General features: G+C 64.9%; 28 protein-coding genes. 7 read left to right on the plus strand and 21 right to left on the minus strand.

From position 1 onward, the window contains the following. Positions 1-104: 104 nt before the first annotated feature. From FPZ61_RS02765 to FPZ61_RS02775, 3 genes are all read left to right on the plus strand, one after another. Positions 105-563, plus strand: a complete 459-nt coding sequence (locus tag FPZ61_RS02765) for a Fur family transcriptional regulator (RefSeq protein WP_185464684.1) — start codon at positions 105-107, stop codon at positions 561-563. Positions 564-853: 290 nt separating this feature from the next. Continuing rightward, on the plus strand, positions 854-1,450 hold the full coding sequence (locus FPZ61_RS02770; RefSeq protein ID WP_185464494.1) for a helix-turn-helix domain-containing protein: 597 nt from the start codon (positions 854-856) through the stop codon (positions 1,448-1,450). Between the two features lie 167 nt (positions 1,451-1,617). Beyond that, positions 1,618-2,457 carry an esterase-like activity of phytase family protein gene (locus FPZ61_RS02775; protein WP_370593323.1) on the plus strand — a complete coding sequence of 280 codons (840 nt, stop codon included), beginning with the start codon at positions 1,618-1,620 and terminating at the stop codon, positions 2,455-2,457. Here the strand turns inward: FPZ61_RS02775 and FPZ61_RS02780 are convergent. Continuing rightward, the gene (locus FPZ61_RS02780) at positions 2,419-3,897 is read right to left on the minus strand and encodes an iron ABC transporter permease (RefSeq protein WP_255441319.1); all 1,479 of its coding nucleotides are present in this window, start codon (positions 3,895-3,897) and stop codon (positions 2,419-2,421) included. The two genes, FPZ61_RS02775 and FPZ61_RS02780, sit on opposite strands and share 39 nt — an antisense overlap. A gap of 62 nt (positions 3,898-3,959) precedes the next feature. Next, positions 3,960-5,003 (minus strand): extracellular solute-binding protein, encoded by a 1,044-nt coding sequence (locus FPZ61_RS02785; protein ID WP_185464493.1) that lies wholly within the window; start codon positions 5,001-5,003, stop codon positions 3,960-3,962. Positions 5,004-5,076: 73 nt separating this feature from the next. Here FPZ61_RS02785 and FPZ61_RS15850 point away from each other — a divergent pair, with 73 nt between their 5' ends. Next, on the plus strand, positions 5,077-6,741 hold the full coding sequence (locus tag FPZ61_RS15850) for a bifunctional aminoglycoside phosphotransferase/ATP-binding protein (RefSeq protein ID WP_185474734.1): 1,665 nt from the start codon (positions 5,077-5,079) through the stop codon (positions 6,739-6,741). Between the two features lie 173 nt (positions 6,742-6,914). Here FPZ61_RS15850 and FPZ61_RS02795 read toward each other — a convergent pair whose 3' ends face one another. After that, positions 6,915-8,510 carry a hypothetical protein gene (locus FPZ61_RS02795; protein ID WP_185464491.1) on the minus strand — a complete coding sequence of 532 codons (1,596 nt, stop codon included), beginning with the start codon at positions 8,508-8,510 and terminating at the stop codon, positions 6,915-6,917. A 377-nt stretch (positions 8,511-8,887) separates the two neighbouring features. Between FPZ61_RS02795 and FPZ61_RS02800 the strand changes: the two genes are divergently transcribed. Further along, positions 8,888-9,910: a glycosyltransferase gene (locus FPZ61_RS02800; RefSeq protein ID WP_185464490.1), complete on the plus strand. Its 1,023-nt coding sequence runs from the start codon at positions 8,888-8,890 to the stop codon at positions 9,908-9,910. A gap of 11 nt (positions 9,911-9,921) precedes the next feature. On the opposite strand, the gene FPZ61_RS02805 is transcribed toward FPZ61_RS02800, so the two are convergent. The 5 genes from FPZ61_RS02805 to FPZ61_RS02825 all read right to left on the minus strand — a co-directional run bounded on the left by FPZ61_RS02805 (position 9,922) and on the right by FPZ61_RS02825 (position 12,449). Next, positions 9,922-10,266, minus strand: a complete 345-nt coding sequence (locus FPZ61_RS02805; protein WP_185464489.1) for a GtrA family protein — start codon at positions 10,264-10,266, stop codon at positions 9,922-9,924. Positions 10,267-10,323: 57 nt separating this feature from the next. Continuing rightward, complete coding sequence (locus FPZ61_RS02810; RefSeq protein ID WP_185464488.1) at positions 10,324-11,115, minus strand: DUF3050 domain-containing protein; 792 nt, start codon at positions 11,113-11,115, stop codon at positions 10,324-10,326. After that, a complete protein-coding gene (locus tag FPZ61_RS02815; protein ID WP_185464487.1) occupies positions 11,112-11,579 on the minus strand; it encodes a nuclear transport factor 2 family protein in 468 nt (155 codons plus the stop codon). Before FPZ61_RS02815 ends, FPZ61_RS02810 begins: the two co-directional genes overlap by 4 nt. 34 nt (positions 11,580-11,613) lie before the next feature. Continuing rightward, positions 11,614-11,892, minus strand: coding sequence for an MSMEG_0570 family nitrogen starvation response protein (locus tag FPZ61_RS02820; protein WP_185464486.1), 279 nt, complete (start codon positions 11,890-11,892; stop codon positions 11,614-11,616). 65 nt (positions 11,893-11,957) lie between these two features. Then, positions 11,958-12,449 (minus strand): cupin domain-containing protein, encoded by a 492-nt coding sequence (locus FPZ61_RS02825; RefSeq protein ID WP_185464485.1) that lies wholly within the window; start codon positions 12,447-12,449, stop codon positions 11,958-11,960. Between the two features lie 108 nt (positions 12,450-12,557). On the opposite strand from FPZ61_RS02825, the gene FPZ61_RS02830 reads away from it, so the two are divergent. Next, on the plus strand, positions 12,558-13,361 hold the full coding sequence (locus FPZ61_RS02830) for a prohibitin family protein (protein WP_185464484.1): 804 nt from the start codon (positions 12,558-12,560) through the stop codon (positions 13,359-13,361). A gap of 37 nt (positions 13,362-13,398) precedes the next feature. Here FPZ61_RS02830 and FPZ61_RS02835 read toward each other — a convergent pair whose 3' ends face one another. From FPZ61_RS02835 to FPZ61_RS02880, 10 genes are all read right to left on the minus strand, one after another. Then, entirely contained in the window at positions 13,399-13,773 is a 375-nt protein-coding gene (locus FPZ61_RS02835) for a hypothetical protein (RefSeq protein ID WP_185464483.1), read from the minus strand. Then, positions 13,770-16,214 carry a type II CAAX prenyl endopeptidase Rce1 family protein gene (locus FPZ61_RS02840; protein WP_255441299.1) on the minus strand — a complete coding sequence of 815 codons (2,445 nt, stop codon included), beginning with the start codon at positions 16,212-16,214 and terminating at the stop codon, positions 13,770-13,772. Before FPZ61_RS02840 ends, FPZ61_RS02835 begins: the two co-directional genes overlap by 4 nt. Beyond that, positions 16,211-17,542, minus strand: a complete 1,332-nt coding sequence (locus FPZ61_RS02845) for a hypothetical protein (RefSeq protein ID WP_185464482.1) — start codon at positions 17,540-17,542, stop codon at positions 16,211-16,213. The genes FPZ61_RS02840 and FPZ61_RS02845 overlap by 4 nt, the downstream gene beginning before the upstream one ends. Before the next feature lie 10 nt (positions 17,543-17,552). Beyond that, on the minus strand, positions 17,553-18,533 hold the full coding sequence (locus FPZ61_RS02850; RefSeq protein ID WP_185464481.1) for an aspartyl protease family protein: 981 nt from the start codon (positions 18,531-18,533) through the stop codon (positions 17,553-17,555). Continuing rightward, entirely contained in the window at positions 18,530-19,363 is an 834-nt protein-coding gene (locus FPZ61_RS02855) for an META domain-containing protein (protein WP_185464480.1), read from the minus strand. The genes FPZ61_RS02850 and FPZ61_RS02855 overlap by 4 nt, the downstream gene beginning before the upstream one ends. Next, positions 19,347-20,261, minus strand: a complete 915-nt coding sequence (locus FPZ61_RS02860) for a DMT family transporter (RefSeq protein ID WP_185464479.1) — start codon at positions 20,259-20,261, stop codon at positions 19,347-19,349. The genes FPZ61_RS02855 and FPZ61_RS02860 overlap by 17 nt, the downstream gene beginning before the upstream one ends. Before the next feature lie 59 nt (positions 20,262-20,320). Further along, on the minus strand, positions 20,321-21,211 hold the full coding sequence (locus FPZ61_RS02865) for a hypothetical protein (RefSeq protein WP_185464478.1): 891 nt from the start codon (positions 21,209-21,211) through the stop codon (positions 20,321-20,323). An 86-nt stretch (positions 21,212-21,297) separates the two neighbouring features. After that, the gene (locus FPZ61_RS02870; RefSeq protein WP_185464477.1) at positions 21,298-21,945 is read right to left on the minus strand and encodes a trans-aconitate 2-methyltransferase; all 648 of its coding nucleotides are present in this window, start codon (positions 21,943-21,945) and stop codon (positions 21,298-21,300) included. A gap of 26 nt (positions 21,946-21,971) precedes the next feature. Further along, complete coding sequence (locus FPZ61_RS02875; protein ID WP_185474735.1) at positions 21,972-22,943, minus strand: helix-turn-helix domain-containing protein; 972 nt, start codon at positions 22,941-22,943, stop codon at positions 21,972-21,974. A gap of 53 nt (positions 22,944-22,996) precedes the next feature. Next, the gene (locus tag FPZ61_RS02880) at positions 22,997-23,362 is read right to left on the minus strand and encodes an MliC family protein (protein WP_185464475.1); all 366 of its coding nucleotides are present in this window, start codon (positions 23,360-23,362) and stop codon (positions 22,997-22,999) included. A gap of 86 nt (positions 23,363-23,448) precedes the next feature. On the opposite strand from FPZ61_RS02880, the gene FPZ61_RS02885 reads away from it, so the two are divergent. After that, on the plus strand, positions 23,449-23,877 hold the full coding sequence (locus FPZ61_RS02885; protein WP_185464474.1) for a DoxX family protein: 429 nt from the start codon (positions 23,449-23,451) through the stop codon (positions 23,875-23,877). On the opposite strand, the gene sds is transcribed toward FPZ61_RS02885, so the two are convergent. From sds to FPZ61_RS02900, 3 genes are read right to left on the minus strand one after another with little or no spacing between them, the layout of a single operon-like run. Then, positions 23,874-24,845 carry a solanesyl diphosphate synthase gene (gene sds, locus FPZ61_RS02890; RefSeq protein ID WP_185464473.1) on the minus strand — a complete coding sequence of 324 codons (972 nt, stop codon included), beginning with the start codon at positions 24,843-24,845 and terminating at the stop codon, positions 23,874-23,876. The genes FPZ61_RS02885 and sds overlap by 4 nt on opposite strands. A 23-nt stretch (positions 24,846-24,868) precedes the next feature. Further along, positions 24,869-25,699 (minus strand): glutamate racemase, encoded by an 831-nt coding sequence (gene murI / locus FPZ61_RS02895; protein WP_185464472.1) that lies wholly within the window; start codon positions 25,697-25,699, stop codon positions 24,869-24,871. Further along, the gene (locus FPZ61_RS02900; protein ID WP_185464471.1) at positions 25,699-26,748 is read right to left on the minus strand and encodes an N-acetylmuramoyl-L-alanine amidase; all 1,050 of its coding nucleotides are present in this window, start codon (positions 26,746-26,748) and stop codon (positions 25,699-25,701) included. Before FPZ61_RS02900 ends, murI begins: the two co-directional genes overlap by 1 nt. Between the last annotated feature and the right edge of the window lie 45 nt (positions 26,749-26,793).

The raw sequence follows: 26,793 nt of genomic DNA on the forward strand, positions 1-26,793 counted from the left end.
ACCTGTTGAGAATTGCAGGCTAGGATCACCCTGACGTACGGGGTGATCCGGTGCCATCCCGATCGCCGGCAGGGTCGCAGTCCCGCTCCGCCTCAGCCGCCACCATTCCTGCCAGCACAAGTCCGGCCACGGAGCTGCGCTCCAGCCTGCATGGGAGAGGCCAGCGGCTCACGCCCCAGCGGCAGAAGGTGCTCACGCTGTTCGAGCGGATCGGTGAAGGCAGTCACCTCAGCGCCGAGGAAGTCCATCAGCGCCTCCTGCGTGCGGACGAACGGGTGTCTCTGGCCACCGTGTACCGCACCCTGCGGTTGCTCAGTTCGATGGAGCTGCTGCGGGAACTGGAATTGCCCGAAGGGGGGCGTCGCTTCGAGCTGGCCAGTGATGCCCACCGCGATCACCATCACCTGGTCTGTGTGGGTTGCGGGCGCACCGAGGAGTTCGAGAGTGCCGTGGTGCTGGCGGAAGGCCGCCAGGCCGCCAGCAGTCTTGGCTTCCGCCTGATCGAGTGCGTGCTCAACGTGAGGGCTTTGTGTCCTCGCTGCGCCGCCGGCGAACCCGCCTGAGCGGGGGGTGGTTGGCCCCGTGGGCAGTGAGAGCGGCGAGAAGGGTGGCGCGATCGCCGTGGAGCCTGAGCATCGCAGTGGTGCGGCAACGACCTGAGGCTGGGCCCAGCCGGGGCGGGCCGGCGCCCCAGGGGGCACGACTGCAGGCGTGAAAAGGCACATCCCGGCGACGCTTCCACGACGGTCTGCGCCCGGGCCGGGGCTTTCAACAATGGGAGTTATTGAGAACAGATTGCAAAAAGGGGCCTCCACTGATTAGATTGCGAGTCATTCGCAATAGCGTCTGTTCCGTGAGCTTCCGTTTCCTGCCCGAGCAGCCCCTCTCCTGCGTGCGGATGCCGGCCGGCCAGACCGCGCTGCTTGACCCCACCCGCCGCCCCGGTGGCAGTTCCATCGAGGTGCTGGAAGGCATCGCCCGCGTCTACTGCCCCTGCGAGGAGACCGAGAGCATGACTCTCGCTTTCCTCCAGCCTGGTGATCAGCTCCGCACCGATCGGCTCTGCAGTGAAGGGGTCTGCGTGGAGGCCCTCACTCCGCTCAGCTTCCGCTCGGAGGTGGAGCCGGCCGGTGAGACCGGCTTCGATGCGGTGAACGAATGGACCTTGCAGCTGCTGCGGATCCGCCATCTCGGCTCAGCGGAGCAGCGGCTTCATGCCCTGTTCGGGCTGCTGGTGCGTCGTCTCGGGCGACGCTGCGGACCCTGGTGTGATCTGCCCTTCCGCCTCACCCACGAACGCATCGGTGAGTTGATCGGCACCACCCGCGTCACCACCACCCGATTGATCTCCAGGATCCGCCAGGCCCAGCTGCTGGAAGCCCCTGCGGGCGAACCCGGCCTGCGCCTGGCGCCTTCCCTGGTGGAATCCGCTCCCCTGGCCGCCGCCTGATCCCCCTGCCCACGCCGGCCCCGCCACCACCCCCGCTCCTGCCCTGCCCGCTCACGGCCGGCTGGGAGCTGGTCGCCCACGCGGTCCTTCCGTCTCAGGGAGTCGATGGACGACGCCTGGGGGGGTTCTCCGCTGCGGCCACCGATCCCCACGATGGGCGCCTCTGGTTGCTCAGCGACCGTGCGGAGCCCGAACTGCTGCCCATCTGGGACCTGGCCAGCCTCGGCCGGCGCCCTCTGCGTATCGGTGATCGTCTGCCCCTGCGCCCCAGCGCAGGGGATCGCTTCCCGGTGCCCCTGGACGGCGAAGGCCTGGTGCTTGAGGGTTCCGACGCCTGGATCGTGAGCGAGGAGCGTCGCAGCGCTGATCGGCCCGCTCAGCTGCTCCGTTTCGATCGTGGCAGTGGCCGGCTGCGTCAGGCTCTGCCTCTGCCTCCGGCGTGGAGGGCAGCCCCTGACCAGGGCCTCGGCGCCAACCAGGGCCCGGAATCGCTCACACGCCTCCCGGGCGCTCCCCTGGTCCTGCTGCTGGCGGCGGAGCGCCCCTTGCTTCAGGACCCCCCCGATCAGCTGCGTCTGCTCAAGCACGGACCCGATGGCTTCCGGCCGGCGGGGGCACTGCGCCTGTCTCTGCCAGGTCCTCACTGGGGGCTCACCGAGCTGCTCGCCCTTCCGAGCGGTGGTCTGCTCGGACTGGTGCGAGGATTTGAGCCCCCCGCCCGCTGGTGGGCCCAGCTGCTGCAGCTGCCTTCCCCGGAAGCGGCCGGTTCGGTGCAGCGTCCACTCATGCGCTGGGATCTGCTGGCCACGGGACTTCCCCCCGACAACTGGGAGGGACTGGTTATGGGGCCTCCCCTGCCGGATGGCCGTCCCACAGTGCTGCTGGTGAGCGACGACAATTTCAGCCCCCTGCAGGCCAGCCGCCTGGCCCGCCTTGCCCCACGCCGGCAACCCGGCTGCAGCGATGGCTCAGTCGCGGCTCTCGAGGGTGGGGATCAGGGCCAGTGAGGCCACCATCCCCAGGGTCATGATGATCAGGGCCGGGGCCATCGCCGCACCAACCCGCTCATCACTGGCGTACTGGAAGACACGCACGGCCAGGGTGTCGAAATCGAACGGACGCAGGGAGAGTGTCAGCGGCAGTTCCTTCACCACATCCACGAACACCATCAACCCGCCCACCAGCACCGGACCGCGCAGCAGGGGCAGGTGAACCCGCCGCAGCACCTGGGTCCAGCTGCAACCCAGACTGGTGGCCGACTCATCGATGCTGGGGGGTATCCGCTCCAGGCCGGCGTCGAGGCCCTGCTTGGCCACGGCCATGAAGCGCACCCCATAGCCCCAGAGCAGCAGCAGCAGTGGGCTGAGCAACCAGGGACCCCCCAGCAGCATCAGACCCAGAGCCAGGACGCTGCCCGGAACGGCGTAGCCCATCCCCGCCAGGAAACTGAGCTGCCGCACCAGCAGACGCGGGCTCCAGCGGCGGATGATCGCCAGCAGCAGGGCCGCCACGCCGGTGAGCAGTGTGGCCACCAGCGCCAGGGCGAGGCTCCGGCCCGCCAGGACCAGCTGCTCACCCAGCGGTTCCTCCAGCAGGTTGCGCCAACCTTCCGTCACCCAGACCAGTGGAATGACCAGCACCAGAAGGGGTGGAAGGGCTGACACCAGCTGGGCCAGCAGCGCCCGCCAGCCCTGCAACACGTAGGCCTGCGCCTCGCCACTCGAGGAACCCAGATTCCAGCGCCGACTGCGCCGACGCAGGGAACGCTCGGCGGCCACAAGGATCACGACGATCCCCAGGGCGATCAGTGAGAGCAACGCCGCCCCGCGGGGATCACCTTCCACTTGCCAGCGATCGAGGATGCCCGCCGAGAGGCTGGGAACCCCCAGCAGCCGCACAGCCCCCAGTTCATTCACCACCTCCATCGCGCTCAGGGCCACCCCGGCTCCGATCGCCGGCAGGGCGATGGGCAGCGCGACCCGCCGGAACGCCTGCCAGGGCCCCACGCCCAGGCTGCGGCTGGCTTCCAGCAACTGGCCACCGGTGATCGAGAAACTTTCGGTGCTCAGCAGAAAGACATAGGTGTAATTGCCCAGAGCGAGGAGCAGCACAGCCCAGCCCAGACCGTGGATGCGCAGGCCATGGCTGCTGCCCCAGTCGATCAGGCTGGCCGCCAGCAGATAAGCCGGAAAGGCCAGCGGCAGCAACTGGGCCATGCGCAACCAGCGCCGACCGGGAAAGCGGCAGGCCGCCGTGAGCCAGCCGATGGCGGTGCCCATCACGGCACCGCAGACCCCCTCTCCAAGCACCAGCACCAGGGTGCCGCGAATCTGATCCGCACCATCGAAGCCCAGACCCAGCCCCCCCAGCAGCGAGGGCTGCATGACGGCATCGCCGAACAACGCAGCCAGCGGCAGCAGAGCCAGCACAACAATCACCACCACCATGGCGGTGAGCGCCGGACGGCTGGAGGGGTTGACCTGCGCGAGCGGGCGTGGGGCGAGCAGGGTCACTTCCACCCAGTTTCCGCCATCAGCGCGCTGGCCTCTCGGTTGCCGCTGGCCAGTTGATCCGCACTGACCGGCGAAGGCTGAAAGTTGCCGAAGCCATTGAGGATCGGGTTTTCCCCGAAGCCCTGCAGCGGGTATTCATTGTTGGCGGCCGCATAGCCCTTGCCTGAGCTCGGGGAGGCCAGAAATTCGATCAACCGGGTGGCCGCCTCGGGGTTGCTGGCATGGCGGGTGACACCGGCGGCGGTGATGTTCACGTGGGTGGGGGATGGGAACACCACCTTGATCTTCTGCGCCAGGGCTTTGTCCTCCGGTTTGGCCTCGCTGGAGAGCATGCGCGCCAGGTAGTACTGGTTGGCCACGGTCACCCCGCACTCACCACGGCCGACCGCCCGCAGCATCGGGGTGTCGCTGGTGAAGAAGGGTGGTTTCACATTGGCCACCAGGCCCTCCAGCCAGCTTCTGGTGGCGGCGGCTCCCTGTTGCTGGAGGATGTCGGCCACCAGTGACTGGTTGTAGACGCTGGCCCGGTTGCGCAGGCAGAGCTTGCCCTTCAGTTCCGGCTTGGCCAGATCGGCGTAGCTGTTCAGGCTGGAGGGGTCCACCAGGGCAGGGTTCACCATGATCGGCCTGGCGCGGCGGGTGAGGGCGTACCAGCTGCCGGCTGGATCCCGCAGGTTGGCAGGCACGTCGCGGTTGAGGGCCTCGGAGCTGATCGGCTGGAACAGCTCGTCCTGGCGGGCACGCTGAATCCTGGCGGCGTCCACCAGCACCAGCACATCAGCGGGGCTGTTCTCCCCTTCGCTCTTGAGGCGCACGATCAATTCATCGTCCTTGCCCTCGAGCAGGTTCACCTTGATGCCGGTCTCGGCTGTGAACTGCTTGTAAAGCTCCTTGTCGGTGTTGTAGTGGCGGCCGGAGTAGATGTTCACTTCCCCGTCTGACTTCTGCGGCGCTGCGCAACCAGTGAGGACGGCCAGGCCGAGCGCTCCGGCGAGGGCGAGCGCCCTGGAGCGAATCAGGGGGGGACGATGCTGAGTCACGGACGAAAACTGATCGAGCAGGCAAGGTACGGAGCCGGCCCATGGCCTCCGCGTTCAATTGCTTCCAACTGATGTGACATCGGCTACCCCTGCTCATCCCACCGGCCCGGAACCGCCGCTGGATCTGGCCAGTCTGATCAGGGCCCTGAGCCGCGCCGAGGCCTATCCAGACGACGCCTGGGGAGAGCTTCCAGTGGAGCAACGCCGGGTGGAGGTGGTTCAGACCCACATCAGCGTGGTCTTCCTCAGCGGCCGGCGCGCCTACAAGCTCAAGAAGCCCCTGAGCTTCTGGGGTCTGCTCGATTACGGCAGTGCCGAGCAGCGTCTGCACTGGTGTCGCGAAGAAGTCAGGCTCAACAGCCGCCTGGCACCTGATCTCTACCTCGGGGTGGCGCCGGTGCTGCGCTTCACAGACGGCGGGGCCAGGGTCGGTGCCCTCGACACGGAGCTGGAGGGGGGGGAGCACGTGGTGGTGATGCGCCGCTTCGAGGCCGGAGCCACCCTCGCCAGCCGGCTGGCGGCCGGCCGGGTCAGCGAAGCGGATCTGCAGCGTCTGGGCGAGCGCATCGCCGGCTTCCACGATCAGAACCGGCTGGAGCCCGCCCTGGCCAAGGGCGCCGACCGGCGCTTTGCGGCGGTGCTGCGCAGCAATGTCTGCGCCACCCGCCGCTCGGTTCCTGAGCTGTTTCCTGCGGGTGTTCATGAGCTGCTCGTCGGCGGCCTGGCCCTGGCCCTTCGCCGATCCCGCCACGTCCTGCGCCAGCGGCTGGCGGCGGGAGCGGTCGTGGATGGCCACGGCGACCTGCGGCTTGAGCACGTGCTGCTCGAGCCGGCGCTGGCCGTGGTCGATGGAGTGGAGTTCAACGCCGACCTGCGCCAGGTGGATCGGGCCTCCGACCTCGCCTTTCTGGTGATGGACCTGCAGGCCTCGGGTCACGCCGCTTGCATCCCAGCCTTGCTGAAGGGCTACGGCCAGATGATCGAGCCAGCCGTGCTTGGGCTCTTCTGTGCCTACCGTGCCCACGTGCGGGCCAAGGTGGAAGCAGCCACCAGCGGCGAAGCGGAGATCCCCCGGCCCCAGCGCCAGGGCGCCGAGGTGATGGCGCGGCGCTACCTCAGCCTGGCGCTGGCCTATGCCTTCAGGGGGCTGAGCCCCCCGGCCCTGATCCTGCTCCATGGTCTCTCCGGCAGTGGCAAGAGCCATCTGGCCAAACGACTGACCCCCTGGCTGCTGGCCGGCCTCCACCGCAGCGACCTGATCCGCAAACGGCTGCACGGTCTGCAGCCCCTGCAGCGGCCATCACTCCAGGAGACACGGCAGCTCTACGGCCCCATCGCCGATCAACGCACCGAGGCTGCCCTGCTCGACGCCGCCGCGGCCAGCCTGACCAGGGGGGACTGGGTGCTGCTGGATGCCACACACCTGAAGTCCGCCAGCCGGGAGAGAGCCATGCAACTGGCAGGGCGCCTCGGGGCGATCAGCCTCGTGCTGGACGTTCAGGCCGATCAGGCCTTGCTAAAGCAGCGCTTGGAGCGGCGCGGGCTGCTGGATGACGATCCCAGCGATGCGAATCTGCCCGTCCTGCAGGAGCAGATGCGTTCTGCCGAACCACTCACCCCAGGTGAGCAGGAATGCAGCGTGGTAGTGGATTCTCGGACGGACCTGGATGACTCGGCTGTGCTGATGGCGCTGTGGGAGCACTGGCGGGCACGGCTGAAAACCCTGCGCCGTGCGTGACAGGCGAGCCAAGACCGCGAATGGCTCAGCCAGGTTGTGCTCAAGCACATTGACAACCAACCCCAGCCTCGCTTCCGTCATCGAGGGCACGTCTGGCTCTGAGGGAGCCACATTGGGGCTTCAGCTCGGCGGTGTTGGTTCGGCGAGGGCTGGGGAAGGGCAGGCGAGAAAGATCAACCTCGTAAATCATTGCAGAGTTCTCTGATTGTTCTTGACGGGAGACCAACAGGAGTCCGGCACCATGATCCCTTGAATCGACCGGCAATGTGGTCAGGGTTTGGGTAAAGGGCTGCGGCACAGGAGCGGTTCAGACCGGAAAGCTCTGAATCCACAAGGTCTGGTTGAGCGCGAACATACATTTTCATGCAGTTGACGGCTTGTTGTCGCCCTGAGAAATGCTTTATAATGTGTGGTCTCCAGGCCGCATTGGCACTTAAACCATTCATCTCAAAGACCAGAAGAAGAACGACTGAGGCAATTACAGTCGACTGCAGAGACTTGCGAACGGGGCTGGCTGCTGATCCAGCTCCGTTCACTCGCCCACGAAGCATAGTCGCAAGGGTCAGGACAATGCAAACACAAACGATGGAAGCAAAAAGAATGGATAGGCTGTTGTAACGATCAGCAAGTGCTGCACGGAAACCAATCGGGGTGCCACCGCGACCCACTGAACTCGCAGCACCCAGGCCGAACAGAAAGAAGACCAGGCTGATGCAGTGGACAAACTCCCAGGATGGAGTCTTTCCTCCAGCTCTGGCAGCTCTCCAGATGACAGCCATAGCCATGGCTACCAATACTACGCCCGTTACCGCATTCATCAAGACGAATAAGACACTCGGTTGATACTTGTAGAAGTTTGAAAGAAATGCGACAATATAGCGCGGGTCAATAAAGTTAGCCCTTAGCGATGCGTGGTGCGCAGGACTTTGGTAACCATAGAAAAAGACTATAATCGCAAGCACAAGACATGAAAGAACAACAAGGCTGGGAGAACTGCGGACAACCTGCCTCAAAGACCGAAGACTGGTGGATGGGGCCATCAAACATATCGTTATGATTGAGCAAGGTAAAAGTAGAACATTTCCGGAAAATGAGAAGATGGAAAGAATTCCCATCAACCCTGCCGCTATCGAAAGAGATCGTTGAAATGTCTTTTCATTGCTGAGGGCCATACCCTTCAAAGACAGTGCAACTGTAAGTGCAGACAGGCAGCCGAAAGCGAACAGGATGCCGAGGAAGAAACTGATCTGAACATACCAAAGACCATTGTATAAATTCGCCGGACCTACGGCATAAAGCTTTGTCGAAAAAGCTATGACACTCAGACGCACACCCCAATCCAGGGATCCTGATAATGACCTCGTCAACAGAGGAAGGCATACAATCAGGACGGTGATAACCCTAACGAAATACGATATGTTGACTGTCAAGTCTGAGTGAAAGACAGCAAAGCGCTCAATCACAACTGTAAGCAGCTTGGTCGTTACCTTGCGGCTCTCATTGTGTTGATCAAAGAGTTCTTTGAAGATATCTCCTGGCTTTGCTATTTCAAGACTCTGTAAGAAGCTCAAGGGTGTATCCCAGTCGTCCCAGAAAGGGAAGTGAAAAAAACCAGACCCCTGAAGAGATGAAACTTCCGATCGAAACGCGGAAAAACCAAAAAGCCAAACCAGAAGCGTGGCTAAAACAAGAGTGCGTCTGGTGAAGAGATGCTCAGGCCTTGATGGAATCACCGGCGTTAGATATTCAACCCAAATCAAGTCTAGCATGTTTAGCGTTCAATGCCCATCTATCTCTTGGCTTCAAGTAGACCAGGCTCCCTGCCCGTTCAATCAACGCATGATCTTCTCATTGGATACGGGAAAAGACTCTGGATCAAAGGTGTATTGAACGTGTGAGCCAACGGGCAATAAGATTCCTGGCAAGGCAGTCCTGATGCACTGTCTGCAATGATAACAATGCGTAAAATCGGAAACGCTACCTTGTTTGCTTGATGGGTGCCGGTCACGAGGTTCTCCTGCCATGCCAATCACATCATCAATCCCATGGCAACAGCTTGCTCGCGCAGCTCAAGCCAGGAAGTACAGTGATCGTTGCTTCAATGAATCCTTCGATCGTGCCGTAAGTCAACACCGATGCAGCTTTCATGTTAACGATGACATCTGTAGCTGTCGTTACCCCATCATTTAATGACTATCGTTGTGTCCTGGAGCTCGTCAGGGAGCTGGATCGTCTATCCAATGCTGTAGGAAATATCAGGTTCAGAGTGATTGTTGTCAATGACTCTCCTTGGGTTGAAATCAGTGATGAGTTGCTTGCCAGAAGCCAGCTGGAGAGACGTGAAATGGATCTTCGAGTGCTTGAACTCAATGCAAATCTTGGTCACCAGGCGGCATTGGCTATTGGCTTGGCATGGCTCTTGCCTGAGCTTGATGACTATCAATACATCGTGACTATTGATGCAGATGGTGAGGATAATCCCTCTGATATCATCAGAATGATCCAAACACTAAGCAATGATTCTCCGTCTTCCCTCGCTTGCGTAGCCAGGAGGAGGGTGAGAATGGAGAGGCTTCTGTTTAGAATGGGCTACAAGGCTTACAAGTCCTTCTCGTACTTACTTATCGGTACATCCATCGACTATGGCAACTTTATTTGTTTTCGTCCAGCTGCGCTGAAGATTCTTGCCAGAAAACCAGAAACAACTGTCCACATTGCGGCTTCCGTTCTGCACTCTAGGATGCCATTCAGGAAGGTTTCGTCTGATCGCCGCAAGCGTTATAGTGGAGAATCGCGGATGGGTGGGTATTCGTCCCTAGTCTTGCATGGCTTTCGCGCCTACACGGTGTTTGGAGACAGAATAGCCGTACGCCTTATGATGTTTGTCTTGCTGGGCTTGGGCATGGTGCTGATTGGAGTATTTGCAGCCGGCTTAATACGATTTACGGGGATGATCGAAGTGTTCCCAGGTTGGGCGTCCATCGTTTCACTGGTTCTGATTGGCTTTGGATCTATGATTGCAATTAACTTGTTTGGACTCGCCTTGCTCTTGATTATAACCTCGAGCTCTTCGCTGCGAGCAAGCCCGCTGGATTATCTTGAGCAATTTCTTGCAAAGGACTCTTGGGAGAAGCCTCGAAAGCCTCGCGGTGAAACTTTGGGCCTCTGATCCATGGATTCTTATCTCATTCTATGGAAGAATGGCCGTGACACCATGATGCCGTAAGTGCAGAAATTAGCCCCGGCTGCCAGCAGGGGAAGAGCAGGCTTCAGCCAGAGATTCTCTAGAGCCAGAATCCCACCGAGCCAGTTAATGGCTGAGTTGATCAGAATTAAGCTGAAAAGAGCATATCCATTGAGTTTCTTCCCGCGAAGCCGATCCCTAAATGTAAATCGCTGTTGCATGACAAACGAGAAACCCGTTGCAATCAAGAACGAAATGACGTTGACTGCAGATAAATTCTGTGAATACAGAGATAAGCTATAAAGAAAGAAATAATGGATGGAGGTGGCTGCAATCCCCACGCCCCCAAACCGAATGATCCTTTCCGTTGATCTCATTGTTGGGATGGGGTGTATGGCTTACACGGTAATTGGAGCCTGACCAGGAATGGTCAGGGACCGGTGGATTCCATCCCAGAACTGTCTGCGGGCCTCAACGGCACGACGGGCCATCACCTGAGCGATCAGAAGCCTGAACGGGGAGTGGTGGCAGAGCTCGTCCACCATGGCCAAGGCCCCGGGGCCATGGTCATCGCCATCCAGATCGATGTGCCGGGTCAGATACCAATGCAGGGAGGGGGCCCGCTGCGGTGGGATCAAGGCCCGATCCAACAGGGCCTGGAATAACGACGGCACCAGCAGCTCACGGCCATGGGTGAAGGCCACAGCCATCGTGAGCGCATCAGCGCTGCCGATCACCTGAAAGGTGAACGCCATGAACCGGCGCGATGGCTCGGGAATCGCCACACCATCGAGAACAGCGCAGAGCTCAGCGCCGCTCAGGGCCCAGGTCTCAATCCCCTGCAACCGTGCCATCAATTGCTGGATCGAGGAGGTGGAGGCCCCCACCTCCTGCATCGCCAGCAGATAGATCTGCAGATGGCTCAGACGGCTGGCGCCGAAGGGATTGGCGGGTGCCTGATCAGACTCCTCTTCCGCAACGATGCGGTTGATCACGGCAATGGCCCCATCCAGTCTGCATGACTGATCGGAGCGAGGTGCTCTGGTGAGCTGATGTTGCAGCGCCTTCGCCAGGAGCAGGAAGTCCCAAACCGCAAAGACATGGTGCTCCATGAACAGCCGCAGCTCCGCCAGGTTCTGGATGGCACCGGCCAGGGGGTGATCCTGCAGACCTGAGACCGGAGGGTTCACAGCCCCAGTTCGCTCAGACCTGGGTGATCGTCAGGCCTGGGGCCCTGGGGCCAGAGGAACAGCCGGTCGGTTTCTTGGATCGGAACGTCGTTGATGCTGGCCTCACGGCGACGCATCAATCCCTGCTCATCAAACTCCCAGTTCTCGTTTCCATGGGCTCGAAACCAGTTGTTGGAGTCGTCATGCCATTCGTATTGAAAACGCACGGCAATGCGGTTGTCGTGCCAAGCCCACACTTCCTTGATCAGCCGGTAGTCGAGTTCGCGGGCCCACTTGCGTTTCAGAAATGCTTCAATCTCCTGGCGGCCACGGATGAATTCCGAGCGGTTGCGCCAGACACTGTCTTCGCTGTAGGCCAGAGCAATCTTGCCTGGATCGCGGGAGTTCCAGGCATTCTCGGCCATGCGGGCCTTTTGAAGCGCCCCATCGCGATCGAAGGGTGGCAGGGGAGGTTTCGGGGTCACAGGGAAATCCTTGGTTGTATCGAGTGATGGTGTCTCAGCTGCCGGCCATGATCGTCACCAGCTGATCAGAGCGGTAGGCGCTCAGGCTCTGTCGGAGCTTCAGGGCCTCCTCGTCGGTGCGCGTACAGGCGAATCCATAGCGAGCCCTCACCCGCTCGGAGGCCCGGTGCAAGCCTTCAATCCCTCTGCTTTGCAGTTGCGCCACGGTCATCTGTTCTCCAGGTGGAAGATGCTCAAGGATCACGGTGGAAGGTGAATAGAGCTGTGAGCTCAGGCCATCGGGCCACTGCAGGGTGAGATGGACTTCAGGCACGGGCGGCAATAGGCAACAGCCGATGCCATGCTCCCAGGAGCGGGTCGTTGTAGCGGTACTCACCGTCACCGAAGCTGGCTTGCGCAGAGCTGATCTTCTTCATGGGGAAGAAACCGTGCCAGCGCCGGATCACGGCCCAGCAGCGCCCGGGCCTGGGGGGAGTGAGGATCAAGCAGCTGAAAATCACCGAACTCGAAGCCAGGCGCCACGCTGCAACCCACCAGGACCGCCTCGCTGATCGGTTCCGCCGCCTGCCAGAGGCACGATGGAATCACATGACAGAAGGTGTTGGCTTCTGCTGAAAGAGTGACGCAGCTGGGGAGCTGGCTTGTGCCATCCCAGCTGTAGAGCTTCAGGCCATGTCCCCGGTAAAGATTCCAGACCTCATCGGAGGCCACACGATGAAACAGGCTTCGTTCCCCCGCCCTGAGCTCGAAATAGATGTGGGTGAGCGCGCTGCGATCGACGGCCGTGGTGGTACTCACGTGGACGGTTGATCGAAACACCTCTCGGAATCGCCCTCCTTCGGGGTGATCGATCAGATCCAGGGGTTGCATGGGATGGTCGGTCTTGATCCAACCCTAGATCGGTGCTGACGCCGGACGGCCCAGGCGCACTGGACGAGGCCTTGGCCCTAGGGTCTGAGCCTTCAGAGTCCTTTCTTGATGCAGAGCTCGATGCGCCCGGCCGGTGGCGACGGACCAGGAGCTGGTTTTCAGCTGATCGCCGCTGTGGCCGTGGCGTTGCTGATCCTGCTCACCCAGACCATTTTCATCGTGCCGGCCGGCACCGTGGCAGTGGTTACCACCCTCGGACGGGTGACGGGCGGCCAGCGCAGCCCCGGCCCCAACGTCAAGGTGCCCCTGATTCAGGCCACCTCCTTCTTTGATGTGCGTACCCAGGTACGGCCTGAGCAGTTCTCCACCCTCACCAAGGACCTGCAGGTGATCGAGGCCACTGCCACGGTCAAGTACTCGATCAAGCCGCAGGAAGCGGGCCGGATCTACGAAACGATTGCCACAGACAACCAGCAGATCTATCCGCGCATCATCCAGCCGTCGTTGCTCAAGGCACTCAAATCGGTGTTCTCCCAGTACGAACTGGTGACCATCGCCACCGAGTGGAACAGCATCTCCGAGCTGGTTCAGGACATGGTGGCCCAGGAACTGAGCAAGTTTGACTATGTGAAAGTGCAGGGACTTGACCTCACCGGATTGCAGATCGCGGAGGAATACCGTTCGGCGATTGAGCAGAAGCAGATCGCCGATCAGCGGCTGCTGCGCGCCCAGACCGAAGTGAAGATTGCCGAGCAGGAAGCCAAGCGTTACCAGATCCTCAACTCCAGCCTGGATGATCAGGTGCTCTTCAAGCTCTTCCTCGACAAGTGGGATGGTCAGACGTCTGTGGTTCCTGCCCTGCCGGGCACGGCGGGCGGCGGCACACCGGTGATCGTCAACGGCCGCCGCTGATGGTGGTGCGCAAGCCGGGGCTCCCCACAGCCTCGGCTCAGTCGTAGCGGCACTCCGGGGTCAGGCCAGGCACCGTGAACTCCTGGAACCAGAGGAAATCGCGACTTCTCCAGCCCAGATCGAACGGGGCCGTGGAGGTCCACTCCCCTGGCTCCAGCTGGAACCGGGAGCTGAGATAGGGCGGTACTAGGGCTTCCACCTCCTGCTGTCCGGTGCTGTCCTCATCTGGAAACAGCCGATCGAGGTAGAGCACCGCGAAAATCGCCGCTTCCTCATCCACCACCACCACCTCGAACGGCCCGTCCTCGGCGGGTAGGGGTGTGACCTCAAAGAATTCATCCCGCTCCAGCGGATCTGCCGGCGCCTTCTCCATCAGGGCCGCCAGGGCCTGCTTGAAACGATCAAGGGTCACGTCGGGGCCTGCGTCTGCCCTCGCATCCTCGCCCTCCCCCCCAGGCCCCAGAGCCAAAGCGTTACGGCCAGCCCATGCAGCAGCACCGGTGGCCAGAGCGAGCCGGTGGTCCCGTAGGCCAGCACGCAGGCCACCCCCAGCAGGGTGCACTGCACCAGGAAGCGCCGGTCGCGGAACACTCCCCGGCCCGGGGGATACCAGACCATCGCGGCCAGGGGGTGATAGAGCACGAACAGGCCCACGCTCAGGGCCCCCCAGGCAGCACTGCTGGCTATCGAGCCGCCTTCGAGGGGATGGGGCATCAGGGCCACGCGGAAGAGCAGTTCCTCCCCCAGGGCCGGCATCAGCATCAGGCGGGGCGCCGCCCGCAGGGCCGGACCGATTGCCTCCAGCCGCCAGGGGGTCAGAAAGCCTGAGCGCCAGCCCAGGGACAGGGCCAGCGCCGCGTAGGCCGCCAGAATCGCCAGACTGCGGGCCAGGGCGGTTGGGCCCAGGGGGGCGAACAGGGCATCACTGAGGCGCCGCAGCAGGGTGGACAGTGGTGGGATCTGACCCAGCAGCAGGGTGGGAGCGAGGGGCTCGATCGTGGTGTCACCGCCCGCGAGCTGGTTGGTGCGCAGGAACCAGATGCCGGCACCGTGCTGCAGGAACACCCGCGCCATGTCGTCGTGGGCGCGGCGGGGCAGCATCGAGCGCCAGCTCAGCAGGGCATCCAGGCCAGTTTCGCCGCGCATGAACCTCTCACCGGCCACCACTTCGGCGTTGTGACGCCAATCCGCGCGGACTGTGCCGAAGGGAGTGAGCAGGTCGTCGAGGGAGCGGGCCAGGCTGGCCAGCTTCAGGAAGGCCAGGCTCGAGCTCTCCTGAGGATGCTCCGCAAGCCAGCCCCTCAGACCTGGATCGGCCTCCACCCGGCGCCTTAGTCGATCAATCGCGATGAAGAGCGCCTGGCTCGAATCCTGCACGCAGGAGGTGGAGGGCGTCACTGTCGAGACCCCGCTGCCATCGCCACTGCGGTAGCGGGCCATCAGCACCTCCGCCTGGATCGCCAGCTCCCGCAGCAGCGAGAGCTCCTGCCCGTCCACTGTCAGGTCGTCGAAGGGCTGCAGCTTGATCACAACATCGGAGATCGGCCGGGAGCCCATCCAGCCCCGCTGCAGATCTCCGCTGAAAGCCGTCCAGTCCTGCGTCCCCGCAACGATGCCGTTGGGGTTGTTGGCATAGATCTGGTGGTAATGCAGATCGAAGCGGGGCTCGCCGGTGATGGCATCGCTCACCACCCGCGCGTCTCCGAAGGCGAAGTGGCCGGTCACGGTGGCGCCGCTGATCCGCTCACCTCCCGGGCCACCGATCCCGCCGAAGCTGTGGATCAGCAGGGCCCTCTCCCCCGGCCGCCAGTGCTCGGCCAGAGGCCCCGTGGCGGCGGAGGGCTCCAGCAGCACCCGCCTGAGGCGCCCCCGTTGCTGCGGGGTGTCGGCCCAGTTACCGCGCAGGATGTAGGGAATCCCCTCCCGGCCCGCCGGCAGGATGGCCTCGGGGCGGAGCTGATGAAGGGCCCGGGGCCTGAGTGCCTGGGCCGTGAACGTCCCCTCGGCGTCGGGGGCGCCGTAGAGGTACCAGCCCTGGCGGCCCACGGGATTGGTGATCAGCCCCAGGGGCGTGGAGATCCAGCGGCCGTAACGGTCCCGCGGCTGCTGGGGCACCCGCACCACGTCCGTGGGGCCGCTGAAGTCATGCCGCTCCGGATTCCAGTGGCGCACCCGGAAGCGCTCCTTCTCTCCGGGAACGGGCCCGAGAATCCGCACCAGCCCCACGTAGCGGCCGCTGATCTGCACCGGTGGCTCGCCGATGCGCAGCTGCGTCGAGCCATCCGGTCGCGGCTCCAGCTGCACCTTCTCCAGCTGCACGATCAGATCGTCGTTGGGGCGTGCCCCCGCCAGCGACTGGAGAGGGCCCACCTTCCGGCGCCCGTCCAGGCGCCGCGGCAGCAGATTCCCCTGCTTCTCGATCTTCAGCGCGGCCGGTGTGAAGCGCACATCGGTGCTCACCCGCTCCACCAGCTCCTTCAGCTCCGGCTGATCCACCCAGCCCAGCCGCAGCACCTGCCCCTCCAGCCCCCGGGCCGTGGCAGGGGCGTGCTCGATCTCGATCCAGACCCAGTCACCCGGCTCCCGGCCGGTCTCCTCGGCGCCGGGCAGGATCAGCCGCCCGATCCAGTCGGCATGGGGCCGGTAGCGCCGCGGGTCGGGCCGTTGGCTGAGCGGGTAGTGACTGGGACGGTTGAAGGGTGCGGCCTGCGCCAGGGCGTAGCTGCTGCCGGGAATGGGGTCGCTGGCTGACCCGGAGGGTGTGGGTCCGCCCGCCTGGACCGGAGTCAGCAGCAGCGACACGGCCAGGGTCAGCAGCAGCAGCAGAACCCGCAGGGCAGGGGCTGATCTCATCGGCGTGGGGGCAGCGTTGATGGAGCCACGTCCAGTTGGGCGGCTCCGCACTGGCTGCAGTAAGACAGATGGCGGTGGGTTTGCTGGTGGCACAGCACGCAGTCGCGGAACTGCCCGTAGCCGCAGTGGGGGCAGTGGCGGCTTCCGGCCGGGAGCCTGCGGGCGCAGCGCAGGCAGCGGTGGCGCTGTGCCCGCTCCGCCGCCTGCACCCTCGGGTTGAACACCAGGGTCTGCAGCAACTTGATCAGGGCGAAGCCCACCACGGGCACCACCAGCAGATACAGATAGCTGACCAGGAAGCGAAGGTTGCCCACCAGGGCCTGCACGGCCTGAAGCACCACGCTGAAGATCACCCCCACCTGGGCCATCTCAGCCAGCTTCAGCAGCAGCGGGATCAGGGTGAGCACCAGCAGGTGCCAGCTCACCAGGGCGAGCAGGCCATGGCCGCCGCGCAGGGCCAGGCGGTGGATCTGCAGGCTCAGCAGCACCAGTGGCATCAGGAACAGGCTCTGGAGCAGCAGGCGCTGGCTCGGGGCCCAGAACAGAGCCCTCTCGAAACGCTGCTCCATGGCCTCGAAGCTCGCCGTGCGGTTCAGGAAACCGAGGAAGGCCTGGCTCTCAGGGGCCTCCAGCAGCTTCTCCTGGAGGGCCACCACCTGACTTCGCAGCACGCTGATGCGGGCGTCGTTGGCCTCGATCCGTTGCCGCGCCTCGGCGGCGGGCACCGGCTGAAGGGCTTGGGAGGCAGGTTGAGCGGCGATCTGCTCCAGCAGGCTGGAGTCGTACTGCGAGCGGATCGTGGCGTTGCTCTGCTCCAGGGTGGCGATCTCGCGCTCGGCCCGATCCAGGTCCCGCTGCAGCCGTCGCAGCCCCGGCTGGGCGGCGATGCGGTCCTGGTGGCCGGCGAACTTCAGGCAGAGGGGGTCCACACGACCGAGATGATCACGGCTGGCCTCCTGTGCACTGGCTCGGAAGCCCGGCGCGGGAGCTGAACTCTGCGTCTCGCCCGGGGCCCGGCGCGGAATCGCCCGGCGAAGGATCGCCAGACCCTGCTCTCGACGGTCGCCACCGGCCTCCCGGTAGAGGCTCCACTCGGCCTCGCAGGGGAAGGCCTGCTGCGGGCTGAGGGGCCACTGGCCGATCGCGGCCATGCCGCTGAAGATGTTGACCAGCAGCACCAGATCGACCAGGACGATCACCAGCAGGCTGGCTTTGTTCAGGGGCTGGTCGTTGAGGGTCCCCGATCGCTGCAGCAGGCTCTTGAGCAGACGCCCCAGCCGGCGACGGGCGCCTCTCAGGCCTTCGATCCATGGGAGTCCTGGCGGCATCGGGGCTGCCCTAGGGCCAGAGAGTCAGCGTCGCAGGCGTGGCGTCCAACCGCCAGAGCTGGGCCCGCCTTCGCAACAGCTCCTGGCCCACGATCGCCTCCACCCTCAGGCTCGTGAAGATCGGGTTGTCGGTCACGATGGCATCGACGGCCCTGAGCGGATCTCCACCGGGCAAGGCCAGTCCGGCCATGGGTTGGCGCCGGACCCGCTGTTCACCACAGAATCCCGTCAGCCGCAGGCCCTTGGCCGGGGCCAGTGGCCGCAGCTGTGCCGCCAGCGCCGATGTGATGAACAGCCCTTCCGCCCCGGTGTCGGCCAGGGCCCGGGATGGGCCGGCCGGCGTGGTCAGGGGCAGCAGCGGCACCTGCTGGCGCCAGACCAATGGCAGGGTGGTGGGCCGCTCGCCACGCTCAGAGCTTGCTCGGCTGTGGGACTCCGCCTCGGCAATGGCCCGCTGGCCCAGGCTGAGACGTCCGCCCTGGGGATCGATCCAGAGCGGTTGCTGCCGCAGCTGCGGTGCTCCCAGCACTCCATCGACCCCTTCCGGCAGCCCGGCCACCGGCAGCACCAGCGCCTCCATGCCGCTGATCCTCAGGCGGTCAGCGCCGGAGGCGAGCACCAGCTCCGGCAGCTGCACCCGCTGGGGCCGCAGCTCCGGGCAACCATCACCGGCTCCGGCGAGCGAGAACGCCTTCGGATCCACCGGCTGGCTCCGCAGCCCCAGCCGCCGCACCAACTCTGGTGTCACCAGGGTGGTGGAGGCCCCGGTGTCGAGCAGCACACGCACCTGGCCGCGTCCGCTCCGCAGGCTGAGCACGGGGGTGTCGCCGCCCGTGGCCCGCACCAGGGGAACGCTCACCTGGCCGCTGCTCGTGCCAGCGGCCAGGGGTGGACCCCCCAGCTGAATCAAGGCCGCCGTGGTTGTGCCCGCCATCGCTTGTGGCATCAGGCTGGCCAGCCCAAGCTCCAGTGCGGTGGCCAGCCCATTCATGGGGTGCCGGCCCTGCGAAGGGTGACAGCCAGGGCCCCATCGGGGCGGCGCAGCTCCAGGCGCTCCGCCTCGATCCTCCACTGGCCGGCGGATTCAAGGGCGCTCAGGAACTGGACCTCCTGCTCCATCACCCCCCTGGGCTGGCTGCAGATCCTGCGGGTGGCGACCGGCGGCTTCACCTTGAGGGTGCCCTCACCCAGTTGCACCGCCGCGGCATAGCGGTTGCAGCCGGCCGTTCCCGTCAGTCGCCCGCGACTCTTCAGCTCCAGGCTGAGGGTGCTGCCGGCCAGGGTGCTGACCACCGCCTGCCTGCCGTTGTTGAACCCTGTCACGATCCAGACGCTGCCTGCGATCTCCTGCGGCTGGGGCCTGAAGCGTGCCACCGGCCTGCCGCCCGTGGTGAGAAGCTCCAATCTGCCGTTGCGCAGTCGATAGCGCCGTGCGGATCCCAGGACCGCACGGAAGGTCTCGGCCTGGCGCCTCTGCCTGGGGGGACAGGCCATCAGGGTTGATGGACCCGGCTGGTTGACGCGGAAGCTGGAGCCCTTCACCTGAACAGGAGCGCTGTAGCGGTTGCAGCCATCGCTGCCGCTGATCCGACCCGCCTCGAGGCGCAGGGTCGGTGCCGGCGGCAGCACCGCCCGCTGTCCTGGGATCGACTCCAGCAGCCAGGCGCTTCCCTCCAGCGTCGCAGCAGGCGCTGCCTTGGACCGGGGGGAGTGGTCGGGTTGGGCGTGTGCCGGCAGGGAGCTGAACCCCAGCAGGGCCCCGAGGGCCAGGCTGGCCGCAGCAGGCGTGTTGCGTTGGATCACGTCAGGCTGGGCGGACACCGGTGCCCATCCTGGTGCCCAGCAGCACCAGCAGCAGACCGACGACCGTGACGGGGTGGATGGCCTCCCCCAGCACCAGGGCTGCACTGATCACGGCCACCACGATCGTCAGCGATCCCCACAACGACACCTGGGCCACACTCCAGTGGCGGTAGGCCTGACGCAGGGCCAGTTCACTGCCCAGGGACAGGCCGATTCCGTAGATCACGATCACCCCCACCACCCACGCGGCGCTGAGCAGGTGGAAATGGGAGGGTCCGAACAGGATCAGGGCCAGGGCGCCGAACACCAGGGCCGAGACCGTGGTGGTGAGCCCCACCGTGAGAGCCGCCGGCCAGCCGCGCTGGGCAATGGCGCGGCCGCTCACCCCGGCACCCGCGAAGGCAACCACCCCCACCAGGGCCCAGATCACCCCTCGCACTTCGTCCATCGGTCCGTCCATGCGGGCCATCGCCAGCTGGGGCAGTAGCAGCCCGAGCACGATCAGCCCGAAGCTCAGCCAGAAACCCCGCGGCAGCGTTTCCCCCAGCAGACGCCTGGCCAGAAGGGCTGATAGCGGCAGCACCAGGGCGAACAGGAGGGTCTGGCTGATCACCGAAAGGGCGTCCAGGGCGAAGTAGAAGGCCACGGGTCCGAGGAACAGCCCCAGCACCGTGTCCAGCACCAGCAGACGACGATCACCCCCCTCCAACTGCTCCAGCAGTGCCGGCAGCTGGGCCCGTCCGGGCAGCAGGACCGTGAGGCCCACGATCATCTGAGCCACAAAGAAGACGTTGCAGAAGCTGATCGGGTTCTCGCCCCCGATCGGGTGAGACGCCCCGAAGGCCTGCAGCCCTTTCAACGCGGTGGCATTGAGCCCCTTGAGCACCACGTAAAGCAGCAGCGGAAACCAGGCCATGGGTGGGCGATTCGGTTCGATCGGCTGGCGCCTGGCTGGAAAGCCTGCCTTGGCTCAACTCAGAAAAAGAATTTCACCCCCATCTCCACTCCATTATGGTCGATGCTGTAAGCATTCTCCGGGGACTGATCGTTGGTGCCTCCCAGATGCAGGTAGCGCCAGGAGAGATTGAGCTGGGTGTTGTTGCCCACCGCATAGCCAACTCCCACCTGGGCATTGGCGGAATAATCATCGGAGTTGTTGACGCCGAAGCCACCGACATCACCCCGGGCGAACAGGCGCAAGCGCGGCGAGAGGAACACACTGGCCTGGGTTCCAAGCAATGGTTGGGTCACAGTGCCACCGAAACTCCTGGAACCGGAGAGGCTCCGGTTCGGTCCGTCGAACTGGGCACTCAGTTCGTAGCGCATATCGACGAAACGCACGCCCGCGTAGGGGATCACATTGAAGCTGCCCCCCTTGGCGATGGCCTGTTCCCTGTCGCCGAAGCGATAGCGCAAGGCCAGGTCATAGATCCCCTGGATGTTGTTGAGCGTCGCGCTCACTTTCCTCACCCCTGAGGGAGATGTCGTGGCCTCCTCCCCACGCAGGGACACATAGCTCAGGTCAGTGAGCAGCCCCAGCCGCTTGTACTCCACGCTGCCACGCACATAGGCGGCCATGGTCAGCGGGCGCAGCACCTGCTCGAGATCGAGGTCCAAATCGGCGGTCAATCCCTTGACGGTGGTGCTGCCGGTGGTGCGCAGGGGGAAAAACCCGTAGATCTCCGCCGTGGCACTCCAGGGGGAGGGGGGGGGCTCGGCCATCTGCTTCTCCTCTGTGCTGGTAGGGCCTTCGTCGGCACTGCCTGGGATCGCCTCGGTGGTTCCCTCTTCAGCAAGGGCGACTCCAGACTCGATCAGAGGCTGGATCAGGGCAAGGCCAAGCAGCAGCAGAGCCTGGGGCCGCATCAACCTCCAGACGAGAGCAGAGTGAACAAATGGTTTGGGTGATGAACTTCCCTCAGGGGAGAGTAGTGGGAAGGGTGATGGCCGGCTCAGGCCGGTTGTCGGCCCATGATCTCCAGATAGCGATCATCGAGGTCCCTCACCAGCAACTGCTCGAGACCAGCCTGGCGCAGTTGCTCCTCCACCTCCGGGGCCGTGAAGGCAGCCCGCAGAGACTGGCGGTAGTCGTGCTGGAGCACGGGCGGGGCCTGGGCAGCATGGGTGGCCACCAACCGCTCCAGCGCGGCCTGGTCGGCGGGCCGCCGCAGATCCTTGATGTAGACCGCCGCTCCAGGGGCCGCCAGCTGGCGCACCGTTCTCCAGAGCACCTGGGGATCGTGGAGGTGATGCAACAGGCTGTTGCTCACCACGGCGTCATACCCCCCTTCCAGCCCTGGGGCGGGGAGCAGGACCTGCTGGAAGCGCAGTGAACCGGCTGGACTGGAGCACTGCTGCTCTTGCTCCAATCGCGCCTTGGCGAGGGCCAGCATGGCTTCTGACCCGTCGACCCCCAGCACCTCAGAGAGGGGATAGCGCTCAGCAAGCCTGAAGCTGATGTTGCCCGGGCCGCAGCCGAGATCCACAATGCGCGCTCCCAGCCTGTCGCCATAGAGGTCGGCGATCCGCTCGACCATGGCCTGGTCCGTGGCACTGAAATCTGCCTCGGCATAGGCCTGGGCCTGCTCGGCCCCCTCCATCAGTTCAGGTTCGCAGACGCGCTCGATCAGGGTGTCTCCTCGAGAGGATCGGCTGGGGGGGAGTCTCGTTCTCCCGAGCTGCTGAACCGCTGCCAGCTGATCTCCTCGATCGTGCCCAGGGTCTCGGACTCGCCCGACGCTGTGGTCACGGTGATCAGGTCCGGTCGCCCGGCCAGCACCTGCAGACCCTCGGCCAGGGAAAAGTTTCCGGTGCCGGTGAACAGGCCCCGGAACAGTTCCTTCCCCTCACCGTTGCGCACTTCCAGCCAGCTGGGCTCACGGCTGCTCAGCTGAAGACTTCCCTGTCCCGGCTGAGCCTGAGCGGCGGACTCAGCAGGCTCTTCCTGGGTGGAGGTTGCAGCTTCTCTGGCCTCTGGGGTGAGCGGTGGGGTCGGCAGCTTGCTGGACGTGGGTCGGCTCTGGTTCCAGCCCATGGCCAGACCCGCCGCCAGGGCCAGGACGCCGGCGCCCCCCGCCAGCAGCCAGGGCATCGCGCCCCGCCTGGGCTTGCGGGTCGACTGAAGCAGGGCGCCGGTGCTCGACTCCCGGGGGGCCATGGCGGGAGCCGCCAGGCTCACCCTGGCCACGGGTGCCGAGGTCTGCCCCGGTGCCGGGGAGGCCGGGTTGGTTCTGGCGCTGCGGCTCACCCCAGGCAGGTGGATGTTCAGCAGGGGCTCGGTCAGCTCATCGGCATCAAGACCGAGGCTGGTGGCCACCCGGCGGGCCTGGGCGATCAGGTAGATCCGCTCCGGGAGCCGGGTGTGATCTCCGCATTCCAGGGCATCGAGCCGGTCGGCGGAGAGGTAGTTCTGCTCGGCAAGAACCGGCAGGGGGATGCCCTGGGCCTGACGCGCTTCGGCGAGCTTGCGCCCCAGATCCACCAGGGCAGCCAGCCGCTCGGGGCCGGGGGAGTCGGCTGCGGCTGCCGATTCGCCGGCCTCGGCTGGATGGGAGGCGCGCTCGCTCACGCTCGTGCTGCTGTCGGGGTGTCGATCCATCATGAACGGAAGCCCCTGTTCAGGCAGAAGCTGTTGTTGCCATACACCTGGGCTCAGGGGGAGGCGGGAGTGACCACACAGGGCAGGGGTTGTTCGCTGGTGGCGGCGCTGCGAATCCAGCTGGCCTCTCGACCCTTCACCCAGAACTCCTGGCTCTGGGAGCTGTAGCGGGCACCGCTGGCGGAGCGGGCCTGGAGCAACCGCTCAGCCTGGCCGTCCACGATCAGCACCACCTGCCGGGGTTCCAGGGGGAAGAACAACGCCGTGGCGAGGCGCTCCTCTCCAGGTTCGCCGCAGCGGTACTCCGCTCGGATCGCCGGTTCGGCCACGGCGGGCTGGATCAGCAGAAGCGCAGCTGCCAGGGCGGCAGAGCCTTCGGCCAGAACGGATGCAGCACGGGTAAGGCCAGGGCCGATCATTCTCGAAATCCTGCCGTGCCCTTGCACTCTGCCAGGACGGGACCCAATCTGGTGCCAGCAGACTGCAGGCCATTGCACCGTCCCCGATGAGGAGTTCCAGGCCCCAGTTGCGCCTGTCCCGTTCAGCCCAGCGCCCGCGCGGTAACCCCTGGATCGAGACGGTCGCCCGGGTTCTGCTCGGGCTGATCTTCGTGCATGCCCTGGTGGGCAAGCTCATGAACTTCCCCGCGGTGACGGCCACCATCGCCGCCAAGGGCCTGCCCCTGGCCCCCGTGCTCCTGTCGCTGGCCATCGCCCTGCTGGCTGTGGGATCGGCTCTGCTGATCAGCGGCTGGCAGCGGCGTCTGGGGGCTGTGTTGCTGCTGATCTTCCTGGTCCCCACCAGCCTGATCTTCCATGGCCAGCTGGGCGACACTGCCGAGCGCATCCAGCTGCTCAAGAATCTGGCGATCATGGCTGGCCTGCTGCTGGTGGCCAACCAGCCGGGTGAGCGTCCTCCGAGGCTTCGGCGCTAGTAAAGCCGGCTCAGCACGAACTCGGGAAGGCTGACCAAAGCCGTGCAGGAGGGTGATGGTCTGATCCACTGCAGGGCTTCGCCGGCTTCCCGTGCAAATCCCTCGGCCAGAGCACGGGAGCGAGGGATCGCCTCGCAGCCACGCACCAGCGCAAGTGCCTGGGACAGATCATCGGGCTCGCAGAGTTCCCTCTCGATCAGTCCAGCCAGAGCCGGGCGTTCCTCGAGCGCATACAGCACTGGGGCGGTGAGGTAGCCCGTGGCCAGATCACTGGCTGCCGGCTTGCCCAGCTGCTGATCGCTGCCGGTGAAGTCGAGGATGTCGTCGACCACCTGGAAGGCGAGACCGAGCTGGCGGCCGAAGCGGTAGAGGTCTTCGAGGCGGTCGCTGGGAAGGCCGCTGAGCACCCCGGCCGCTTTGGCGCTGTTGGCGATCAGAGAGGCCGTCTTGCAGTAGCTCTTGTCGAGGTAGGTCTCGAAACTCTGGCCGGTATCGTAGCGGTAGAGACCCTGACGGACCTCGCCGTCGGCCAGGTCCATGATCACCCTGGAGAGCAGCTTGACCACGGCGAGGTCATCGAGGTTGGCCAGGTGCCAGCTGGCCTGCGCGAAGAGAAAATCACCAGCCAGAACAGCCAGGCGATTGTTGAAGCGGCTGTGCACGGTGTCCACACCGCGCCGGGTGGAGGCCTCATCCACCACGTCGTCGTGCACGAGGGAAGCCGTGTGGATCATTTCGGTGATCTCCGCCAGGCGCCTGTGGCGGCTGCTCAGCTCGCCGTCGGGGGAGAGGGCGCGGGAGAGCAACAGCACGATGCCGGGCCGGATCCGCTTCCCTCCGGCGCTGAACAGATGCTCGGCAGCGGCCTGGAGAATGGGGTGGCCCGCTCCGATCAGACTGCGCAGATCGCTCAGCAGGGTTTCCAGGTCGTGTTCGACCGGCTGAAGCAGCTCTGCAACGGTGGCCATGTCTCCCGACCGGGGAGCAGATCCTAGAAGGCTCCCACCGAGGAGCGGAGGCTCACCCGTTCCACCTGAGGTTGCCAGCCCAGCCAGGGAGCAGCGGCCAGGGCAAAGGCCTCTGGATCGCCCGTGACGCAGAACCGCCCCCGCTCCACCGGCACGACCCGGGGGTGCAGGCCGCAGCAGCGTGCCGTGAACAGGGGAGTCTTGCCAAGCCGCTGACCCAGCTGGTCCACCGCCGACTGGGCCGGATCCACCAGCACCACCTCGGGGGGCAGCAGCTCACGCAGCAGTTCCTCGAGCAGTGGGTAGTGGGTGCAGCCCAGCACGATGGCCTCCACCCGTTCGGCCAGCAGCGGCTCGAGGTAGGCGATCGCCGCTGCCCGCAGGCGCGGATCCTCGAAATTGCCGTCTTCGATCAGGGGCACGAAGGCCGGGCAGCCGATCTCGATCACATGGCGGGAGGGATCGACCTGGCGCAGGGCTCTCCCGTAGGCGCCGCTCGCCGCCGTGGCTGGGGTGGCAAGCACCCCGATCCGTCCACCACGCAGGTGGCTGGCCACGCAGTCGATCAGCCCGAACACCGGCACACCTGCACCGGCCTCGGCCACGGCGATGTCGAAGGCCAGGGCATTGGTGGTGTTGCAGGCCATCAGCACCGCGTCCACCTGCTGCTCCCTCAACCAGACCACCACCTCCGCCGCGATCCGCCGGATCTCGTTGGGGGAGCGATGGCCGTAGGGCACCCGTGCCGTGTCGCCCAGATAGACAAAGGGCAGTTCAGGGTGATGCTCCAGCATTCGCCGCAACACCGTCAGCCCGCCCAATCCGCTGTCCAGCAGGCCGATCCGCTGCTCCATCAGCCCCCTGCCAGATAGCGGAGAATACCCCGGGCGATTGCCTGGGCCAGCCGCTGCCGGTGGGAAGCCGTGGCCAGCCGGGGAGAATCGATGTTGCCGGTGACAAACCCGGTTTCCACCAGCGCGGCGGGCATCACCGTCCGGCGGATCACGAAGAAGCGCCCGGGGCGCACGCCCCGGTCCGGACTTCCCGGCGAGGCCGCCACCACTTCCGACTGGATGGCGGCCGCCAGGGCCCGAGAGCGGGAGCTCTGGAAATAGAAGGTCTCGATGCCGTTCACATCCGGCCTGGACATGCTCAGGGCATTGGCATGGATGCTCACGAAGGCCGTGGCCCTGCTGCTGTTGGCGAGCGACACCCTCGGCGGCAGGTCCACGTCGATTTCAGAGGTGCGGGTGAGCACCACCTGCACCCCCTGGGCCTGAAGCAACCGCGCCACCTGGAGGCTGATGTCGAGCACCACGTCGGTTTCGCGCAGCCCTCTGATTCCCACGGCCCCGGGGTCGGGACCCCCGTGGCCAGGATCGATCACAACCCGGTAGCGCCCGCGGGGAACAGTGGGCAGCCCCGCCGAGGAGAGGGGTGTGCGTCTGTAGCCGGGCGTGAATCCAGGGCTGGAGCGCCATGGCACAGTCCTGGCGTTCAGGTTGCCCTCACCGATGGTGCGCAGGCTGCCCCTGGGCAGTCCTTCGAAATCGAGTTTCCAGCGGTCGCGCGACGTGCCCACCAGGCGCAGACGCCGGGGATCAAGCCGGGTGCCGGGCTGAAACTCCAGCACCAGGCGGGTTGTGCTGGGATCGGGTTTGCCGATGCGCACTTCCCGCAGAACGCCATTGCCGCGAATGCTGCGGGTCCGGCTGGGTGCCCCAGGCAGATCCACCCACACCCTGGGTCCCACATTGCCCTTACCGGCCTCGTAGAAGGCCTGAAGTGAGATCGAGGGGGAGGTGCGCAGCTCCAGAACCCCATTGCTGTTGATGCGCCAGGCCGCGAGGGCACTGGCTGCCATGGCCGGCAGTGCCGCCAGCAGCAGGGCGCCCTGAATCACTCCCCCGAGGAGAAGGGTGCTCAGGGGGCCGAGACGGGGTAGGCG

It is taken from the genome of Synechococcus sp. BSA11S, from assembly GCF_014224355.1.
GTDB lineage: Bacteria > Cyanobacteriota > Cyanobacteriia > PCC-6307 > Cyanobiaceae > Regnicoccus_A.